This window comes from Ciceribacter sp. L1K23, from assembly GCF_018122705.1.
Taxonomy (GTDB): domain Bacteria; phylum Pseudomonadota; class Alphaproteobacteria; order Rhizobiales; family Rhizobiaceae; genus Allorhizobium.
The window spans coordinates 2442311-2460140 of sequence record NZ_JAGRRC010000001.1 but is presented as its reverse complement, the minus strand read 5'-3'; the positions used below and the strand labels follow the sequence as shown (position 1 = coordinate 2460140).

Annotated in this window: 13 protein-coding genes; 10 read left to right on the top strand and 3 right to left on the bottom strand. The window is 65.5% G+C overall.

Features of this window, described 5'->3' with window-relative positions; all coding sequences use genetic code 11:
- The 10 genes from J5J10_RS11720 to J5J10_RS11675 all read left to right on the top strand — a co-directional run.
- A partial coding sequence (locus J5J10_RS11720) for a glycoside hydrolase/phage tail family protein (RefSeq protein WP_249116723.1) occupies positions 1–3816 on the top strand: 3816 nt, incomplete at its 5' end.
- Positions 3817–3836: 20 nt separating this feature from the next.
- Positions 3837–4043 (top strand): hypothetical protein, encoded by a 207-nt coding sequence (locus J5J10_RS11715; RefSeq protein WP_211929999.1) that lies wholly within the window; start codon positions 3837–3839, stop codon positions 4041–4043.
- A 97-nt stretch (positions 4044–4140) separates the two neighbouring features.
- On the top strand, positions 4141–4410 hold the full coding sequence (locus tag J5J10_RS11710) for a hypothetical protein (protein WP_208548955.1): 270 nt from the start codon (positions 4141–4143) through the stop codon (positions 4408–4410).
- A gap of 58 nt (positions 4411–4468) precedes the next feature.
- Positions 4469–5140, top strand: a complete 672-nt coding sequence (locus J5J10_RS11705; RefSeq protein ID WP_208548956.1) for a response regulator transcription factor — start codon at positions 4469–4471, stop codon at positions 5138–5140.
- Positions 5130–6530 carry an ATP-binding protein gene (locus J5J10_RS11700; RefSeq protein WP_208548957.1) on the top strand — a complete coding sequence of 467 codons (1401 nt, stop codon included), beginning with the start codon at positions 5130–5132 and terminating at the stop codon, positions 6528–6530. The genes J5J10_RS11705 and J5J10_RS11700 overlap by 11 nt, the downstream gene beginning before the upstream one ends.
- 102 nt (positions 6531–6632) lie before the next feature.
- Positions 6633–7061 carry a hypothetical protein gene (locus tag J5J10_RS11695; RefSeq protein ID WP_211929998.1) on the top strand — a complete coding sequence of 143 codons (429 nt, stop codon included), beginning with the start codon at positions 6633–6635 and terminating at the stop codon, positions 7059–7061.
- Positions 7062–7177: 116 nt separating this feature from the next.
- The gene (gene ccmI, locus J5J10_RS11690) at positions 7178–8344 is read left to right on the top strand and encodes a c-type cytochrome biogenesis protein CcmI (RefSeq protein ID WP_208548958.1); all 1167 of its coding nucleotides are present in this window, start codon (positions 7178–7180) and stop codon (positions 8342–8344) included.
- A complete protein-coding gene (gene ccmE / locus J5J10_RS11685; RefSeq protein ID WP_208548959.1) occupies positions 8341–8793 on the top strand; it encodes a cytochrome c maturation protein CcmE in 453 nt (150 codons plus the stop codon). The genes ccmI and ccmE overlap by 4 nt, the downstream gene beginning before the upstream one ends.
- Positions 8790–10781 (top strand): heme lyase CcmF/NrfE family subunit, encoded by a 1992-nt coding sequence (locus J5J10_RS11680; RefSeq protein WP_211929997.1) that lies wholly within the window; start codon positions 8790–8792, stop codon positions 10779–10781. The genes ccmE and J5J10_RS11680 overlap by 4 nt, the downstream gene beginning before the upstream one ends.
- A gap of 17 nt (positions 10782–10798) precedes the next feature.
- The gene (locus tag J5J10_RS11675) at positions 10799–11266 is read left to right on the top strand and encodes a cytochrome c-type biogenesis protein (RefSeq protein WP_211931216.1); all 468 of its coding nucleotides are present in this window, start codon (positions 10799–10801) and stop codon (positions 11264–11266) included.
- A 5-nt stretch (positions 11267–11271) separates the two neighbouring features.
- Here J5J10_RS11675 and J5J10_RS11670 read toward each other — a convergent pair whose 3' ends face one another.
- The 3 genes from J5J10_RS11670 to J5J10_RS11660 form a co-directional block, all read right to left on the bottom strand.
- Positions 11272–13263 carry an EAL domain-containing protein gene (locus tag J5J10_RS11670; RefSeq protein WP_249116721.1) on the bottom strand — a complete coding sequence of 664 codons (1992 nt, stop codon included), beginning with the start codon at positions 13261–13263 and terminating at the stop codon, positions 11272–11274.
- A gap of 109 nt (positions 13264–13372) precedes the next feature.
- Positions 13373–16348 (bottom strand): bifunctional [glutamine synthetase] adenylyltransferase/[glutamine synthetase]-adenylyl-L-tyrosine phosphorylase, encoded by a 2976-nt coding sequence (locus J5J10_RS11665; RefSeq protein WP_211929996.1) that lies wholly within the window; start codon positions 16346–16348, stop codon positions 13373–13375.
- Positions 16349–16421: 73 nt separating this feature from the next.
- Positions 16422–17804 (bottom strand): HAMP domain-containing sensor histidine kinase, encoded by a 1383-nt coding sequence (locus tag J5J10_RS11660; protein ID WP_211931214.1) that lies wholly within the window; start codon positions 17802–17804, stop codon positions 16422–16424.
- Positions 17805–17830 lie beyond the last annotated feature (26 nt).

Genomic DNA, 17830 nt, shown 5'->3' with positions numbered 1-17830 from the left:
ATATTCGGGCCTCTGGGCGCAATCGTCGGGCGGGCGGCGGGGGCGTTGGCGGGGAATGTGCTGGATAGGGCGCTGCTCGGGGGCGGGAATACCGTCACCGGGGCGCGGCTTGCGGTGGCGCGGGTGCCGGGTGCCTCGGAGGGCACGGCGATCAACCGGGTCTACGGCACGGCGCGGATCGGCGGCACGCTGATCTGGGCGACGCGGTTCGAGGAGGAGGTGACGGTCGAGCGCGTCGGCGGCAAGGCGGGCGGGACCAAGGTCGAGAACTTTCGCTACTTCGCCAACCTAGCGCTGGGTCTTTGCGAGGGGCCGATCGCGGGCGTGAGACGCGTCTGGGCCGACGGGCGGGAGATCGATCTCACCGAGATCGAGATGCGCGTCTATCGCGGCACCGAGAGCCAAGAGCCCGATCCGCTGATCGAGGCGAAGCAGGGTTCCGGGGCGGGAGGAACGGGCGGCGCGCCGGCCTATCGGGGGCTCGCCTATGTCGTGTTCGAACGGCTGCCGCTCGACGGGTTCGGCAATCGCATTCCGGTGCTGCAGTTCGAGGTGATGCGGCCGGTGGGCACGCTGGAGGGGCAGATCCGGGCGATCACGATCATTCCCGGCGCCACCGAACATGGCTATGCGACGGTGCCGGTGAAGGAGAAGACGGGCGCGGGTGCGGCGCGCATCATGAACCGCAACGGGCTGACGGCGGCGACCGACTGGGCGGCCGCGATCGACGAGTTGCAGACGCTCTGTCCGAACCTCGAACGGGTGGGGCTTGTCGTGACCTGGTTCGGCACGGATCTGCGGGCTGGCGAATGCCGCGTCGTGCCGGGTGTCGAGGTGCCGGCGCGGCGGGACGAGAGCCGGCCCTGGTGTGTATCAGGGATTTCGCGCGGGGAGGCGCATGTGGTGAGCCTGCACGACGGTTCGCCAGCCTATGGCGGCACGCCCGACGATGCGAGCGTGGTGGACGCGATCCGCGACCTGAAGGCGCGGGGGCTCGAGGTCTATCTCTATCCCTTCGTGATGATGGACGTGCCTGACGGTAATGACCTGCCGGACCCCTATGGCGGCGGAGAGCAGGCGAGCTATCCCTGGCGGGGCAGGATCACCTGCCATCCGGCGCCGGGACGGCCGGGATCGCCTGACAGAACGGCGGCGATCCGCGACGCGGTGGAGGCATTTTGCGGCGAGGCGGAGGTTTCCGGTTTTGGCGTCGGCGGGACGAGTGTCGCCTATGCCGGGTCTGACGAGGGCTATCGGCGGATGGTGCTGCATTATGCGCTGCTGGCCGAGGCGGCGGGCGGGGTGGACGGGTTTCTCATCGGGTCGGAATTGCGCGGGCTGACGACGCTGCGCGATGAAGACGACGATTTTCCGTTCGTGGCGGCGCTGGTCGATCTGGCGGCGGATGTGCGCTCCGTGCTGGGGGCGGGCACGAAGATCACCTATGGCGCCGACTGGAGCGAGTATTTCGGGCACCAGCCGCCGGACGGGTCGGGCGACGTGTTCTTCCATCTCGATCCGCTGTGGGCGAGCCCGGCGATCGACGCTGTGGGCATCGACAATTACATGCCGCTCGGCGACTGGCGCGACGACGATCTCGGGGCGGAGAACCCTGATGGCTTCCGGACGGCGGACGATCCCGATGGGCTCGAAGGGCAGGTGGCGGCGGGCGAGGGGTTCGACTGGTACTACGCAAGCGAGGCGGATCGGCGGGCGCGAGAACGGTCGCCGATCACCGATGGCGGAGCCGGCAAGCCCTGGGTCTACAGGTACAAGGATATCGAAAACTGGTGGGGCAACCGGCATTACGAGCGGACGGGCGGGGTGGAGAGGCCGACCCCGACGGCCTGGCAGCCGGGAATGAAGCCGATCTGGTTCACCGAACTCGGCTGCCCTGCGGTCGACAAAGGCGCCAACCAGCCGAACGTCTTTCCCGATCCGAAATCCGCCGAGGGCGCTAGGCCCTATTTCTCCAGCGGTGCGAGGTCCGACTCGGCGCAACGGCGCTTTCTCGAAGCCCATCACCGCTACTGGCGCCGGTCGGCGCGGCCGGCGGGCATGGTGGATGCGGATCACATGTTCGTCTGGGCCTGGGATGCGCGGCCCTATCCGGCCTTTCCTTTTGATCGCGACCTTTGGGCCGACGGCGACAACTGGCGGACGGGACACTGGCTGAACGCGCGGCTGGGGGCCGGCACGCTCGCAGACACGATCGCGGCGATCCTCGAGGATCACGGCATCGACGACGTGGATGTCTCGCAGGTCTCGGGCGATCTGACCGGCTATGTGCAGGGCACGGTCGCCTCGGCCCGCACGCTGATCGAGCCGCTGGCGGAGGCCTTCTCGCTCGATTTCTTCGAGCGGGGGAGCGGACTCGTGGTGCGCTCGCGCAATGCCGCGAGCCTGCCACCGCGGGCGGTGACGGTTCTGGCCGATCTGGAGGGTGAGGCGTTGTGGCGCGAGACGCGCGGGCATGATGGCGACCATGCCGGCGAGGCGATCCTGACCTTCTTCGACGAGGCGGGCGGCTACGTGGAGGCGAGCGTGCGTTCGCGGCGCGTGGACGCCGGCACCGACCGGGTGCTCGGACGCGATCTCGCGGCCGTGTTGCCGGAGGAGACTGCGGCGCTATCGGTCGAGGCCATGCTGCGCGATCACCGGCTGTCGCGCTTCCGGCTGGAGCTGTCGCTCGGGCCGGACAGGATCGACGTGGAGCCCGGCGACGTGCTGACCTTTCCCGACGGCCCCGTTGGTCGCTTTCTGGTGACGCGTATCGAAGATGGCGCGGCGCGGCGCCTCACGCTGACGAAGGTGGCGCCGATGGCCGGGCGTCCCGTTCCGGCCGTGACGCGGCCGCCGAAACCGGGAGGCGGCGGCAGCGACGGGTTCGCGCCCGAGATCGTGTTCATGGATCTGCCGCCCTACGAGACGGGCGACGTTACGACGTTTGCCCGCGTGGCGGCCCTGACGCGGCCCTGGCGGCGGATCGCGCTGTCGTCCTCGGTCGATGGCGAGAGCTATGCCAGCCGCCTGCTGCTGGAGCGCCCGGCGACGATGGGCCGGCTGACGGCGCCTCTGTCAGCGGGTCTGACGACGGAATTCGACCGGGCGAATGCCGTGGAACTGGACCTCGATTTCGGGGAACTGTCCTCGGCAAGCGAACTGGCGGTGCTGAACGGCGCGAACCGGATGGCCGTGCTGGCTGCAAACGGGGCCTGGGAGGTGCTGGGGTTCGTGACCGCGACGGAGATGGCGCAGAACCGCTGGCGGCTGACCGATCTGCTGCGCGGCCTCGGCGGCAGCGAGGGCGCGGTGGCGGCAGGGGCCGCTATAGGCGCGCGGGTCGTGCTGCTCGATCAGGCGGTGCGGCCGCTGGGGCTTCGCGAGGATGAGATCGGCTTGCCGCTTTTGTGGATCGCCGAGGCTGTCGGACGGACGGGGACGGCGACGGCGCCGGTCGAGTTCATCGGCGGCATGAGAGCGGCGACACCGCTTGCGCCAGTGCATCTGAGTGGCATGCGGCAGCCGGACGGTAGCGCGCGGTTCGAGTGGGTGAGGCGCGGACGGGTCGATGCCGACGGCTGGCAGGCGAGCGAAATACCGCTCGACGAGCCGTTCGAGCGCTACCGGATCGAGATCCTCGACGGCGGGGTCGTTCGGCGAAGCCAGGAGGTAACGCAGCCAGCCTTCGACTATCCGCTAGCCAGCGAGCTCGCCGATTTCGGCGCGGTCCAGCCGGCGATCGAAATCCGGGTGCGGCAGATCGGCCGCAGGGTCGCCGACGGATTGCCGGCCGAGACGATCATCGTGTTCTAAAGCGAAGAAGGAGAGACGACATGCAGGATGACAAGGAATGGTATCGGTCGAAGACGGTGTGGGGCGGGTTGATCGCGGTGGCAGCACCGCTGCTCGACCTCGCGGGCTTTCCGATAGACCAGGCAATGCAGGCGGACCTGTCCGACAAGCTGGCGCTGCTGGCGGCCTCCGTCGGCGGATTGCTGGCAATCTGGGGGCGGTTGACGGCCACTTCCACGATCCGCTGAGGATCGGCGGATCGTTTCGGCCCTATTCATTTGCCATTCAGAAGGGCTCCGGTACATAGTGCCCATACTGATTTCCTCGAAGTTGAAGAGCGAAAGCATGGCATTCTCAGTGACGACGGCCGCATTGGCCGCCATGATGGCATTGACATCAGCACCAGATCTTCCGGCGATTGCGTCGGAGGCGCCTGTCGTGTTTGTGCAGGCCTCGGGCGACTGCAGCGCCGCCGCGGCGGCGGCCGTGCGGGAAACGGGCGGCAAGCTTTTGTCGGCACGCCCCGTCGGCGGCAACAAGTGCGAGATCATCGTGCTGGTGCCCGGCAAGGGCAAGGATCGGCCGGAACGCCGCAAGGTGACCAAACCGATGTAATACGCCGTCCGCGATCATATCGCGGGCGGTTCTTTGGACGACAGGGGCAGGAATTTCGATGCGCATTCTCGTGGTGGAAGACGACCGCAATCTCAACCGGCAGCTCGCCGAGGTGTTGCAAGAGGCGGGCTACGTGGTCGACACCGCCTTCGATGGCGAGGAGGGTCACTTCCTCGGCGACACCGAACCCTATGACGCTGTTATTCTCGACATCGGCCTGCCCGAGATGGACGGTATCACCGTTCTCGAAAAGTGGCGCGAGGCGGGACGGGTGATGCCTGTGCTGATGCTGACGGCGCGCGATCGCTGGAGCGACAAGGTCGCCGGCATCGATGCGGGCGCCGACGATTACGTGACGAAACCCTTCCATGTCGAGGAAGTGCTGGCGCGCATCCGCGCCCTCATTCGTCGCGCGGCCGGCCACGCTTCGTCCGAACTGGTCTGCGGTCCGGTGAGGCTAGATACCAAGAGCTCCAAGGCGACGGTCAACGGAACCGCGCTGAAGCTCACCTCGCACGAATTCCGGCTGCTCTCCTATCTCATGCATCACATGGGGGAGGTGGTGTCGCGCTCGGAACTCACCGAACACATGTACGACCAGGACTTCGACCGGGATTCCAACACGATCGAGGTGTTCGTCGGACGGCTGCGCAAGAAGCTCGGTGTCGACATGATCGAAACCGTGCGCGGTCTCGGCTACCGGATCCAAGCGCCGGCCGATGCGGGTTAGATCGCTTACCGAACGGGTTCTTTTGCTGGCGACGCTGTGGTCGGCCGTGGCGCTGATCAGCATCGCGGTGGTGATTTCCGCGCTCTACCGACAGGGCGCGGAACGGTCGTTCAACAATCTGCTGCATGCCCACCTGTTCAACGTCATCAATGCCATATCGATCGGGGCAGACGGCAATCTGTCCGGCAATGCCGAACTGGGCAATCTGCGGTTCTCGCAGCCGGCCTCCGGGTGGTACTGGCTGGTCGAGCCGCTCGGAAGCTTCGCCTCCGTGCGGCTGACCTCCACATCCCTCGGCGTCAACAGTCTGACGGTCCCGAGCGTCGTCGAAGCGCCGTTCGACGAGAACTACGAGCGATACTATGAAATCGAGGATTATGCCGGGAACCGTTTGAGGGTGGTGGAGACGGAAGTCGTGCTCGACGGGGAAAACCACGCCGCGCGGTTTCGCGTCGCCGGTAACCTCACCGATGTCGAAGAGGACATCGCCGCCTTCCAGAGCCGCCTCTATATCGCGCTGGCGATCTTCGGCCTCGGCGGCCTCTTGCTCAATGCCTTCGCCATTCTCTACGGGCTGCGTCCGCTTGTCGGCGCCAAACGGGCGCTCGAGAAGATCCGGGCCGGCGAGGCAGCGGGGCTGGAGGGCGATTTTCCGCGCGAGATCATGCCGCTCGTCAACGAGGTCAACGCGCTGATCGAATCCAACCGCCGCATCGTGGAGCGGGCGCGTATGCAGGTCGGAAATCTCGCCCACTCGCTGAAGACGCCGATCGCCGTCCTGCTCAACGAATCGCGGGCGCTTCCGGGACAGAAGGCCGACGTGGTGCGCAGTCAGGCGGAGGCTATGCAGGCGCAGGTGACTTCCTACCTCAACCGCGCCCGGATCGCCGCCCAGCGCGAATCGGTGCTGGCGCGCTGCGAGCTCGATCCGGTGGCCGAGCGGCTGACGCGCGTGATGCGAAAGCTCAATCCGGGCATTGCCTTCGACTTCCGGCCGGAGCACCCGGGTCTGGCGCTTGCGATGGAGCAGCAGGACCTGGAAGAAATCCTTGGAAACCTGCTGGAAAACGCCGGACGCTATGCCCGCGAGCGCGTGTTGGTGACGGCGCGACCGATGCCGGACGAGGAGCCGAGCGCGGACGCCGTGCGGCGGCTCTGGATCGAGGTTCTGGTGGAGGACGATGGGCCGGGACTCGAGCCGGACCAGATCACCGAAGCGTTGAAACGCGGTCGAAGATTGGACGAATCCAAGCCTGGAACCGGGCTCGGACTTTCCATCGTCAAGGAAATTTCATCGGAGTATCAGGGAACCTTCTCACTCTCCCGCGCGTCTCAGGGCGGGTTGCAAGCCCGGCTTAAGCTGCCGGCGGTAACCCGCGAAAGCGCATGAGGGGGATTTCCATTGCTGACCGAACATGGCCATAATGATGCCACTTCGACTCCGCATCCGGAAAGCGGATCGATAATTGGCGATAAGCGACGGACGGGAAGAATGGCAGGAGCGATGATCAAGCAGGGGACGGTGATCGTTGCGGTGGTGTCGGTGCTGTCTGCCTGCACCACCTCGAGTGGGTCCTCCGGTGGCGGACTGCTCGGCGGACGCACGAACAAGAATTCAACCGTCTACATAACCGCACTGCAGGGCGGCATCGTCCAGCGCAGCGGCGTGCAACTGTCGTCCTCGGATCGCCAGCGGGCGCTTGAGGCCGAGTATCGCGCGCTCGAGGCCGCGCCCGGTGGCCAGCCGGTCGTCTGGAGCGGCGGAAACGTGCGCGGCGAGGTCGTCGCGGCGGCGCCCTATCAGGTCGGCGCCCAGAATTGTCGCCAGTACAGCCACAAGGTCACGACCGGCAGCCGGCTCGCGGAAGCCCGTGGAGCCGCCTGCCGCAACAGCGACGGAACCTGGACACCCTTGACTTAAATCAAGGTTGGTATTGTCTGGCAGGCCTAGAGGTCGCGTTGCGGCCAAACGCCTCAAATCTCCGTCAACGGGCGTTTGTCGATTGGAATGCCGCGCCCGTTACAGTATTTGAGCTCATGGTGTTCTGGATACTCTCTGCCGTCCTGACCTTCGCGGTCGCTGTTGCCCTTCTGGTACCCCTTTGGCGCGGGGCGGGGAGCCGTGTTCCGGCCGTCGCCGGCGAAACAGCCGTCTATCGAGACCAACTGCGGGAACTCGACCGCGACAAGGCCGAGGGTCTCATCTCAGCCGAAGATGCCGACTACGCCCGCGCCGAGATCGCGCGTCGGCTGCTGGCGGCTGCCGGTAGCGATGAAACGCAGCGGACAGGCAAGGGCAGGCACCTTGCGGCCCAGACATTCGTTCTTCTCTGTCTTCCCGCCATCGGGCTCGGTCTCTACCTCGAGACTGGCAGCCCCGGCCTGGAGGCGCAGCCGCTCGCCGCCCGGCTTGAAAACCCGGGCAACGACCTCGAATTGCTGGTCGCCAAGGTCGAGCGTCATCTGGCCCAGAACCCTGACGACGGCTCCGGCTGGGATATACTCGCGCCGATCTACGTGCGCATGGGCAGGGCCGAGGACGCCGAGCTCGCCTATCGCAACGCCATCCGGCTGGTTGGCCTCAGCGCCGAACGCCTGAACGGGCTGGGCGAGGTTCTGCTGGCAAAAAGCGGCGGCATCGTCACCGACGACGCGCGTTCTGCCTTCGAGGGCGTGTTGCGGCTGAGCCCCGGCAACCCGCAGGCGCAGTTCTATCTGGCGCTGGCACTGGAGCAGGGCGGCAAGCGCGAGGAAGCGAGGGCGGCCTACGAGGCGCTCGCCGCAGCGTCGCCCAAGGACGCGCCCTGGCTTGCCCTGGTCAATGAGCATATTGCCATCACCGGCGGCGCGCCTCTGGCGAATGCCGTTCCACCCGCCGGCGCACCGGCAGCGGGTTCCCCTGCGGCGCCGGGAAACCCGACCGGCGAGGATATCGCGGCGGCACAGCAGATGTCGGCCGAGGATCGCGACCAGATGATCCGCGGAATGGTGGAAAACCTTGACGCGCGGCTGAAGGAAGACCCGAACAATTTCGAAGGCTGGATGCGGCTCGTGCGCTCCTATGCCATGCTGAAGGAACCCGACCGCGCGCTGGACGCGCTGCGGCAGGGGCTCGCCGCGTTTCCGGCTGACGGAAACCAGGGCGGTCAGCTGGTGGCGATGGCGCGCGAACTGGGCCTGCCTGTGGAGGAAGCGCTGAAATGACCCGCAAGCAGAAACGTCTCGCCGTGATCGCCGGCGGCATGAGCTTCATCGTCGCCGCCGTGCTGCTGGTGATGTTCGCCTTCGGCCAGACCATCGCCTATTTCTACGTGCCGGGCGATCTCGCCAAGGTGCAGCTCGAACCGGGCACCCGCATTCGGCTGGGCGGCCTGGTCGAGAATGGATCGGTGAAGCGCGGCGAGGGCTCGACCGTGAGCTTCACGGTGACGGATACGCTGAGCACCGTGCCCGTGACCTATACCGGCATCCTTCCCGACCTGTTCCGCGAAGGGCAGGGCGTGGTTGCCGAAGGAAGCTTCCAGGCCGGCAGCTCCGTTTTCGTCGCCGACACGGTGCTCGCCAAGCATGACGAGACCTACATGCCGAAGGACGTGGCCGACCGGCTGAAGGCGCAAGGGGTGGAACTCTCGGGCAAGGAAGTGGTCAAATGATCATCGAACTCGGTCACTATGCGCTGGTTCTGGCGCTCGCCGCCTCGATCGTGATTTCCGTTTTGCCGGTGATCGGTGCGCGACGCGGCGACATGGCGCTGATGACGACGGCGGTGACCGGCACCTACGCGCTGTTCGCGCTGATCGTTCTGTCCTTCTCGGTGCTGACCTGGGCCTATGTCGTATCGGATTTCTCGGTGCGCAATGTCTGGGAAAACTCGCATTCACTGATGCCGACGATCTACAAGTTCTCCGGCGTCTGGGGCAATCACGAGGGATCGATGATGCTCTGGCTCTTGATCCTGACGCTGTTCAGCGCGCTCGTTGCCTACTTCGGCGCCAACCTGCCGGACCGCCTGCGCGCCAACGTGCTCGCTGTCCAGGGCTGGATCTCGACCGCTTTCCTGCTCTTCATCCTGCTGACCTCCAACCCGTTCGCGCGGCTCTCGCCGGCACCGGCGGAGGGGCAGGACCTCAATCCCGTCCTGCAGGACATCGGCCTCGCCATCCATCCGCCGCTGCTCTATCTCGGCTATGTCGGCTTCTCGGTCTGTTTCTCCTTCGCGATCGCGGCCCTGCTCGACGGCCGTATCGATGCCGCCTGGGCACGCTGGGTGAGGCCGTGGACGCTCGCGGCCTGGACCTTCCTGACCGCCGGCATCGCCATGGGCTCGTACTGGGCCTATTACGAACTCGGTTGGGGCGGATGGTGGTTCTGGGACCCGGTGGAAAACGCCTCCTTCATGCCGTGGCTTGCCGGCACGGCGCTGCTGCATTCGGCTCTCGTCATGGAAAAGCGCGAGGCCTTGAAGATCTGGACCGTGCTGCTGGCGATCCTGACCTTCTCGCTGTCATTGCTCGGCACCTTCCTGGTGCGCTCCGGCGTCCTGACATCGGTGCATGCCTTCGCGACCGATCCGTCGCGCGGCATCTTCATCCTTGGCATCCTGACCCTCTTCATCGGCGGCGCGCTGGCACTGTTTGCCCTGCGCGCCCCGCTTCTGAAAGCCGGCGGCCTGTTCGCGCCGATCTCGCGCGAGGGCGCGCTGGTGCTCAACAACCTGATCCTGACGGTCTCGACCGGTACGGTATTGATCGGCACGCTCTATCCGCTGATCCTCGAAACGCTGACCGGTGAAAAGATCTCGGTCGGCCCTCCGTTCTTCAACCTGACCTTCGGCCTGCTGATGGTGCCTCTGCTGGTCGCCGTTCCCTTCGGCCCGATGCTTGCCTGGAAACGCGGCGATCTGCCCGGCGCGCTGCAGCGGCTCTACGCCGCCGTGGCTCTGGCCTTCCTGACGGCACTGGTCGTCTACTACATCGAAAACGGCGGCCCGGTGATGGCGGTTCTCGGCATTGCGGCCGGCTTCTTCCTGGTCTTCGGGGCCCTGTCTGACCTCTGGTACCGCGCCGGCTTCGGCAAGCAGACGCTTTCCGTCGCCTGGCGGCGATTCAAGGGACTTCCCCGCTCGGCTTACGGCACGGCACTCGCCCATCTCGGACTCGGCATAACGGTGCTCGGCATCGTCGCGGTCACCACCTACGAAACGGAGACCGTTGTCGAGATGCAGCAGGGCATGTCGGCCGATGCCGGCGGCTACAGCGTGACCTTCGACGGAATGAAATCGGCGATCGGTCCGAACTTCACGGAGGAGCAGGGCCATTTCACCATCAGGCGCGCAGGCGTCGAGGTGGCCGATGTCTGGTCGTCCAAGCGCATCTACACCGCGCGGCGCATGCCGACGACGGAAGCCGGTATCGTCACCTTTGGCGTCAGCCAGCTTTATGTGTCGTTGGGCGATCCCATGGACACGGGCGGCATTGTCGTGCGCATCTGGTGGAAGCCGTGGATCCTCTGCATCTGGTACGGTGCTGTCATCATGATGGCTGGCGGCTTCGTGTCGCTCTCCGACCGCCGCCTGCGCGTCGGCGCGCCGACGCGGCGGACGAAGACTGTGTCGGCCCCGGCACTGGGGGCGGCGGAATGAGACGGTCACCGGTGGCGATCCTCAAGGCCCTTCTGGTTACAGTGCTGCTGTCGCTGTCGGCGCTTCCGGCTTTGGCCGTCAATCCTGACGAGATCCTGGCCGATCCGGTGCTGGAGCAGAGGGCGCGCGACCTGTCGGCGCAACTGCGCTGCATGGTCTGCCAGAACCAGTCGATCGACGATTCGAACGCCGAGCTGGCCCGCGATCTCCGGGTGCTGGTGCGCGAGCGGATCGTCGCCGGCGACAGCGATGAGGACGTGATCGACTACGTCGTCTCCCGCTACGGCGAGTTCGTGCTGCTCAATCCGCGCGTTTCGGCGAAGACCTATCTGCTCTGGGGAACGCCGGCCGTGCTGTTTGTCCTGGGGGCGATAGCGGTGTTCGTCTACACCCGCCGCCGTCCCGAGCCTGGTTCCGCCCGTCTGACGGCGGAGGAGGAGGCGCGGCTCGAAGCGTTGCTCAAGGACGATGCCGGGCGCGGCTGAAGCGGTCAGCCGGCCTGCCGGAGGTGATGTGCCGCATTGCCGGCGGCCGCGAGCTCGCGAGCTTCCAACGCCGGCATCGGGCGCGTGAAGTAGAAGCCCTGGACCCAGCGGGCGCCGAGCGTCCGCAGGACCTCCAGTTCCTCCGCCGTTTCCACGCCCTCTACGACCGCCTCGATACCCATGTCGGCGCAGAGCGCCAGCACCGACTTGACGATCTTGCGGCTCGGCTCCTCGGTATGGATGTTGCGCACGAAGCTGCCGTCGATCTTGATCTTCGACAGTGGCAGCCGGTGCACGTGGCTGAGGCTGGAGAAGCCGGTTCCGAAATCGTCGAGCGAGACCGACGTGCCGAGATGGCGCAGCATCTGGGCCGAGGCCTTGGCCTGGGCGAAATCGTGCATGACGGCGGTTTCGGTGATCTCGAAATTGATGCGGCGCGGATCGATGCCGCTGACGCCGACGGCGGCGATGATGCGCATGGTGCCGTCCTGCGTGGCCAGATCGTGCGGCGACAGGTTGAACGACAGATAGACGTCAAGCGGCCAATGCTTGGCCTCCGCCAGCGCCTTGTCGAGCAGGATGCGGGTGATCAGCGCGATGCGGCCGGCATGTTCGGCGATCGGGATGAACTCGGCCGGCGAGACGCTGCCGATCTGCGGACTGTTCCAGCGCGCCAGCGCCTCGAACCCGGCGCAGCGGCCGGTCGAAAGATCGATGATCGGCTGATAGGCGAGGGAAAGTTCGCGCGACAGGTTGGCCGCGAGCAGCGCTTCCTCGACCACCTTCTGGCGCGACAGCTCCTGAGCCTGCTTGTGATTGAAGATCACGGTGCCGGCACGCTGGTGGCGCTTGGCGGTGTAGAGCGCGTAGTCGGCGCGCTCGTAGAGATCCTGCCCGTTGCTGCCGACATCCGGATAGATCGCTACGCCGAGCGATCCCGTCACCTGGACGGTGGCATTGGAAATCTTCATCGGTTCGGCGATCGCGTCGCAGATCGAGACGCCGAGCGACATGATGTTGGTCTCGTCGACGTCGCCGATGATGATGAGAGCGAACTCGTCGCCGCCGAGACGGTGAACCTTGAGGCTCTCGCTCTCGAAACTGCCGAGACGGGCGCCTATCTCGACCAGCACCTTGTCGCCGGCGGCATGGCCATACATGTCGTTGATCGGCTTGAAGCCGTCGAGATCGATGACGCCGACGGCAAGGCGTTCGCCGGTTGCAGCAGCGCCCGAGAAAGCTTTTTCGAGATTGTGGAAGAAGCTGCGGCGGTTGGGGATCTGCGTCAGGCTGTCGAGGTTGGCGAGCCGCAGGTTCTCGTCCGACAGCGCCTGAATCGCCGCATTGCGCTCCTGCAGTTCCTGGCGGGAATGGCCGAGCTGGCGGAAATCGCGGTAATGGGTCAGCAGCACGACGATGAGCGCGAAGCTGACAAGGAGGATGTTGAGACCGGTGGCGACGAATGTCTCCTCGCCGGTCATCAGCATGGCGACGAAGAAGGGCACGTTCACCAGTACCGTCACCATAAAGGCCGCCGAGCGCAGGTGCATCAGGCAGAAGATGATGCCGATGACGGTGATCGCCATGTAGAAGGCGACATGCGCCTGCTGGTAGGCGTTTCCGGTCGGCAGCAACGCAAGCGACCAGCCGACGCACACGATGGCGATCGGCGCGGCGAGCCGGTTGGTGGCGGTGAGACCGGCATAGGCTTCCGCCGGCGTGACCTGTCGGTGGCGTTTGCGCAGCCAGCCGAGGCCGCGGATCAGGAAGATCGAACAGAGAGCGCCGGGAATGTAGAGGACAAGCGTGTCCGACGCGACGTTGCGGTGGGTCCAGGCGACCGACACCGTGTTGACGAACAGGATGAAGTAGAGCAGCGGTACCTGCTTCGAGAACGCCTCGAACTGGGCGAGCGTCAGGGCCGGGTTGTCATTGGGCACGCGCAGGAAATTCAGCGCGCGCCAAAGCCAGCTTTTCGGTCTGTCGTGTTCCGGCATGCGTGCATTCCCCCGGATAACCCGTCCCCTCGTTTGTGCTGTTTTAGCAGGCATTGAGTTAAGGATGGGTTTGGCCAGAAGAGCCTCTCTCCGGCCTTTTTTGGGGTGTTCACGCGGAAATGATGCCGTTGAAAATCTTCCGCACCGCCTTCGAAAGTCGTTTGACCTCGCCTTCCAGCGTCTTGAGATCGGGGCAGTCTCCGGCGCGGCAGACGAGGTCGACGAGGCCGGCAGGCACCGTCGGCGGATCGAAGGGGCCGTCGATGCAAAGCCGGGTGACCTGCGACAGTTCGGTGTAGAGCGAGAGTGCTTTCAAACAGGTGTCGAGATCGTTGCGGTCCATGAGGCGACCGCCGAGCTGGCGCAGGCTTTCGGCGGTGCTGACGCCGGACGTGCTGAGATCGACTCCCCGGCCGGGACCGACCAGCGCCAGGAACTGGGCGATGAATTCGAGGTCGATTAATCCGCCGGGGATGAGCTTGAAGTCCCAGATGTCGCGCGGCGGCTTTTCCTTTTCGATCAGCGCGCGCATTTCGCGAACGTCCGTGGCGATCGCCTTTTCGTCACGGGCTGAGCCCAGCACCGCGTTGAATACCGTTTCGGCCCGTTCGATGAGCCCGGCATCTCCCGCGATCATGCGGGCGCGGGAAAGCGCCATGTGCTCCCAGGTCCAGGCTTCTTCCCTCTGGTATTTCTCGAAAGCATTGATGCGGGTCGCGACGGGGCCCTTGTTGCCGGAGGGGCGGAGCCGCATGTCCACCTCGTAGAGCACGCCTTCGGCTGTCGGCGCCGAGAGTGCTGCGATCAGCCGCTGGGTGAGGCGGGTGAAGTAGCGCACGGCGTCGAGCGGCTTTGGACCTGTGGATTCAGCTGCGTGGGAGTCGTAATCGTAGAGCAGGATGAGATCGACGTCGGAACCGGCGGTCAGTTCGAAACTGCCGAGCTTGCCCATGCCGGCAAGTGCCACCTCGCCGCCCGGATAGAGGCCATGGGCACTTTCCATCTCGTCCCGGACGGCTTCAAGCGCGGCGCCGATGACGAGACCGGCGAGGTCGGTGAAGGCGTGCGCCGCCTGGGTGCCGCCGATCGAGCCGGTCAGCAGGCGGATGCCGATCAGGAAGCGCTGCTCGGCGGCGAAGATGCGCAGCCGGTCGAGGATGTCCTCGTAGTGCGTGGCACCCTGCAGGAAGGATGAGAGACGGGCCGACAGATAGTCCTTCGTCGGTATCTCGACCATAAGCGCCGGATCGAGCATGCCGTCGAAGACGTGCGGGCGGGCAGCGATGATGTCGGCAAGCCGTGGCGCCGACGACATGATCACGACCATAAGGTCGAGCAAAGCCGGGTTGTTGCCAAGCAGCGAGAAGAGCTGGATGCCGGCCGGAAGACCGGAGAGGAAGCTGTCGAAGCGCAGAAGCGCCTCGTCCGCGCGCCGGCTCTCGCCGAAGGCCTTCAGCAGTTGCGGCGTCATTTCGGTCAGCCGCTCGCGGGCTTCCACCGATTGCGTGGCGCGGTAGCGTCCGTAATGCCAGGTGCGGATGACGCGCGAGATGTCCTCCGGACGCTCGAAACCGAGCGAAGCGAGTGTCTTCAGCGTATCGGGATCGTCCCTCTGGCCGGTGAAGACCAGATTTCCGGTGGCCGACGACAGTTCCTCCTCCTGTTCGAACAGGCGGGCATAGCGCTTCTCGACGGTCCGGAGCACCTCTTCCAGTTCCTGGGAAAAGGCGGCGGTGTCGGCAAATCCGCTCATCAACGCGATGCGCTTGAGTTCCGCTTCGGTCGAGGGGAGCAGGTGGGTCTGCTCGTCGTGGACCATCTGGATGCGGTGTTCGACGTCACGCAGGAACCAGTAGCAAGCCGTCAGTTCCCGCGTCGTCGCCTCGTCGATCCAGTTGGCCTTGTTCAACGCCTTCAGGGCCTCCTCGGTGGCGCGGACCCGGAGCTCCGGCATGCGCCCGCCGGCGATCAGTTGCTGGGTCTGGGCGAAGAACTCGATCTCGCGGATTCCGCCGCGACCGAGCTTGACGTTGTGGCCCTTGACCGCGATGGCGCCGTGACCCTTGTGGGCGTGGATCTGCCGCTTGATCGAATGGATGTCGGCGATCGCCGCATAGTCGAGATACTTGCGGAAGACGAAGGGCGTCAGTTCCTTGAGGAAGCCTTCGCCAGCCATGAGATCGCCGCCAACGGGTCGCGCTTTGATGAAGGCAGCGCGCTCCCAGTTCTGCCCACGGCTCTCATAGTAGAGGAGGCCCGCCTCCATCGGCACGGCGAGCGGTGTCGAGCCGGGATCGGGCCGCAGTCTCAGATCGGTACGGAAGACGTAGCCGTCGGCGGTGCGCTCCTGGAGTATCCGCACCAGCCGACGCATCATGCGGCCGTAGATTTCGGTGCCATCATCGGGATCGGGCAGGATGCCGGAATTCGGATCGAAGAACACGACGAGATCGATGTCGGAGGAATAGTTGAGCTCGCGGGCGCCCATCTTGCCCATGCCGAGCACGATGAGGCCGCTGCCGCGCGACGGCTCGCTCCGGTCGGCGAGCCTGACCTTGCCTGTTTCGTCGCCGGCAAGCAGCAGGTGGTCGATAGCGGCGGCGACTGCGGCGTCTGCCATGGCGGTCAGCCAGTCCGTGGTGCGCCGGGCATCGAAAAGGTGGCCGAGATCGGCGAGCGCGACGAGGAAGGAGAGGCGACGCTTGGCGACACGCAGACGCGTCATCACCTGCGCCTCGGTCGGGACTACCTCTCCGTCTTCCGGCTTCCAGGCATCGCGCGCCGATGCCACGAGGGTTTGCAGGACAGGTTCCAGCGGCGCGGACAGCGCATCGGCCAGAAGCTTCGTTTCAACACGGGCCGTATCGCGCAGGTAGGGCGAGAGAGTGAAGGCGGCGGCGACAAACTGCCTGAGCGGGCTATCTCCTGCCACGAGCGCAGCGAGAGCCGGCTCGGCTTTGGCCAGATCCTTGAGAAGCGAGTTGACCGTCTTCAGTTCCGTCTGATTGTAGGGCCGGATGACCTCGGCCGGGACGTCCTCAAGCCTCGTCTCCCTGTCATCCGTCATCGTTTCCTCCCGAATCATTCCCCCGGTCCCTTATAACAAGGCCGGACGTCCGCCTCACCCCGCCAGTCGATGACGGATGATCGCGGCGGCTTCAGGCGCTGGGCGGAAAGACCATGGTGACGGTGAGCCCGGGGAAGTCGGTTGAGGCTTCATCGGTGGCGGAGAGTTCCAGCCGACCGCCGTGCAGGTCCATGACGGCCGATACCAGCGAGAGGCCAAGGCCCGTTCCGGGCTTGGAGCGGCTGGCATCGAGGCGGACGAACCGCTTGACGACGTCCTCTCGCTTATCGGCGGGGATGCCGGGTCCATTGTCGGCAACGGCGATCGCAATTTCCCCACCCCGGCGATCCAGCGTGAGGCGGATGAGGCGCTTGTCCGTGCCATCGGCATATTTGACGGCGTTGTCGATCAGGTTGGCGATGGCCTGTCCGATGAGTTCGCGATTGCCCCGGACGGAGAGGCCTGGCGCGATCCGGCTTTCCAGCGTGAGACCGGCATCCTCCGCGACGGGCTCGTAGAGTTCGACAGCGTCGGACGCGACAGCCGAGACGTCGAGATCGGTGAGTTCGGCGGCGATCGATCCGGATTCGACGCGAGAGATCATCAGCAGCGCGTTGAAGGTTCGGATCAACTGGTCCGACTCGGCGATGATGCCCTCAAGCGCCGTGCGTCGCGATGTCTCGTCGCTTTCCGAAAGTGCATCGGCGGCCTTGTTGCGCAGGCGCGTCAGTGGCGTCTTGAGGTCGTGGGCAATGTTGTCCGAGACCTGGCGCAGGCCCTCGTTGAGTTTCTCGATGCGGCAGAGCATCTCGTTGAGGTTTTCCGACAAACGGTCGAATTCGTCGCCGGAACCGCTGACGGGGAGGCGCTGCGACAGGTCGCCGGCAATGATCTTGCGGCTTGCGGCGGAGACCCGGTCGATGCGTTTGAGCGCATTGCGGCCGATTGCGAACCAGATGATCAGCGCGCCGCCGCCCATGATGGCGAGCGCCACCATCAGCGCCTTGCGCACGAGAAGCCGGAACTTGGCCGGCTCTCCGAGATCGCGGCCGACCATGATACGCAGGCCGTTGTCGAGCTTGAAGATGTAGGCAATCGCCAGATGCGGACGTGTGTCGCCGTTGTCGGTGAAGCGCTCATAGCGGAAGGGCGGCATCGTCCAGCCCTCCTTGTCGAACACGCCCGGCTGCACGGAGGCGACATTGCCGGCGAAAATCTCGCCGACCGGGCTCGCGATGACGTAGAGATTGGCGCCGGGCTGGCTGGCGCGGCGCTCCATCACCCGCATCAGGGTGGTCATGCCGCCACGATTGTAGGCCCGCTCGATGTCGGAGACTTCCGTCTGCAGGCTTTCGCGCGTCTGCTGGTCGAGCAGGCGCTCGGATAGGGCTGTGACATAGAAGACGAGGAAGGCGGCGCAGAGCGCGAACAAAATGATATAGAGCGCCGAAAGGCGCACCGCCGTGGATTTCATCACGGTACCAAGACGGCTGGCCAAGA

Excerpts from the sequence above, each read along its gene's own strand:
- J5J10_RS11710 (WP_208548955.1), top strand. The coding sequence starts at position 4,141 with ATGGCATTCTCAGTGACGACGGCCGCATTGGCCGCCATGATGGCATTG.
- J5J10_RS11700 (WP_208548957.1), top strand. The coding sequence starts at position 5,130 with ATGCGGGTTAGATCGCTTACCGAACGGGTTCTTTTGCTGGCGACGCTG.
- J5J10_RS11705 (WP_208548956.1), top strand. The coding sequence starts at position 4,469 with ATGCGCATTCTCGTGGTGGAAGACGACCGCAATCTCAACCGGCAGCTC.
- J5J10_RS11715 (WP_211929999.1), top strand. The coding sequence starts at position 3,837 with ATGCAGGATGACAAGGAATGGTATCGGTCGAAGACGGTGTGGGGCGGG.
- J5J10_RS11680 (WP_211929997.1), top strand. The coding sequence starts at position 8,790 with ATGATCATCGAACTCGGTCACTATGCGCTGGTTCTGGCGCTCGCCGCC.
- J5J10_RS11695 (WP_211929998.1), top strand. The coding sequence starts at position 6,633 with ATGGCAGGAGCGATGATCAAGCAGGGGACGGTGATCGTTGCGGTGGTG.
- ccmE (WP_208548959.1), top strand. The coding sequence starts at position 8,341 with ATGACCCGCAAGCAGAAACGTCTCGCCGTGATCGCCGGCGGCATGAGC.
- J5J10_RS11665 (WP_211929996.1), bottom strand. The coding sequence starts at position 16,348 with ATGATTCGGGAGGAAACGATGACGGATGACAGGGAGACGAGGCTTGAG.
- ccmI (WP_208548958.1), top strand. The coding sequence starts at position 7,178 with ATGGTGTTCTGGATACTCTCTGCCGTCCTGACCTTCGCGGTCGCTGTT.
- J5J10_RS11660 (WP_211931214.1), bottom strand. The coding sequence starts at position 17,804 with ATGAAATCCACGGCGGTGCGCCTTTCGGCGCTCTATATCATTTTGTTC.
- J5J10_RS11670 (WP_249116721.1), bottom strand. The coding sequence starts at position 13,263 with ATGCCGGAACACGACAGACCGAAAAGCTGGCTTTGGCGCGCGCTGAAT.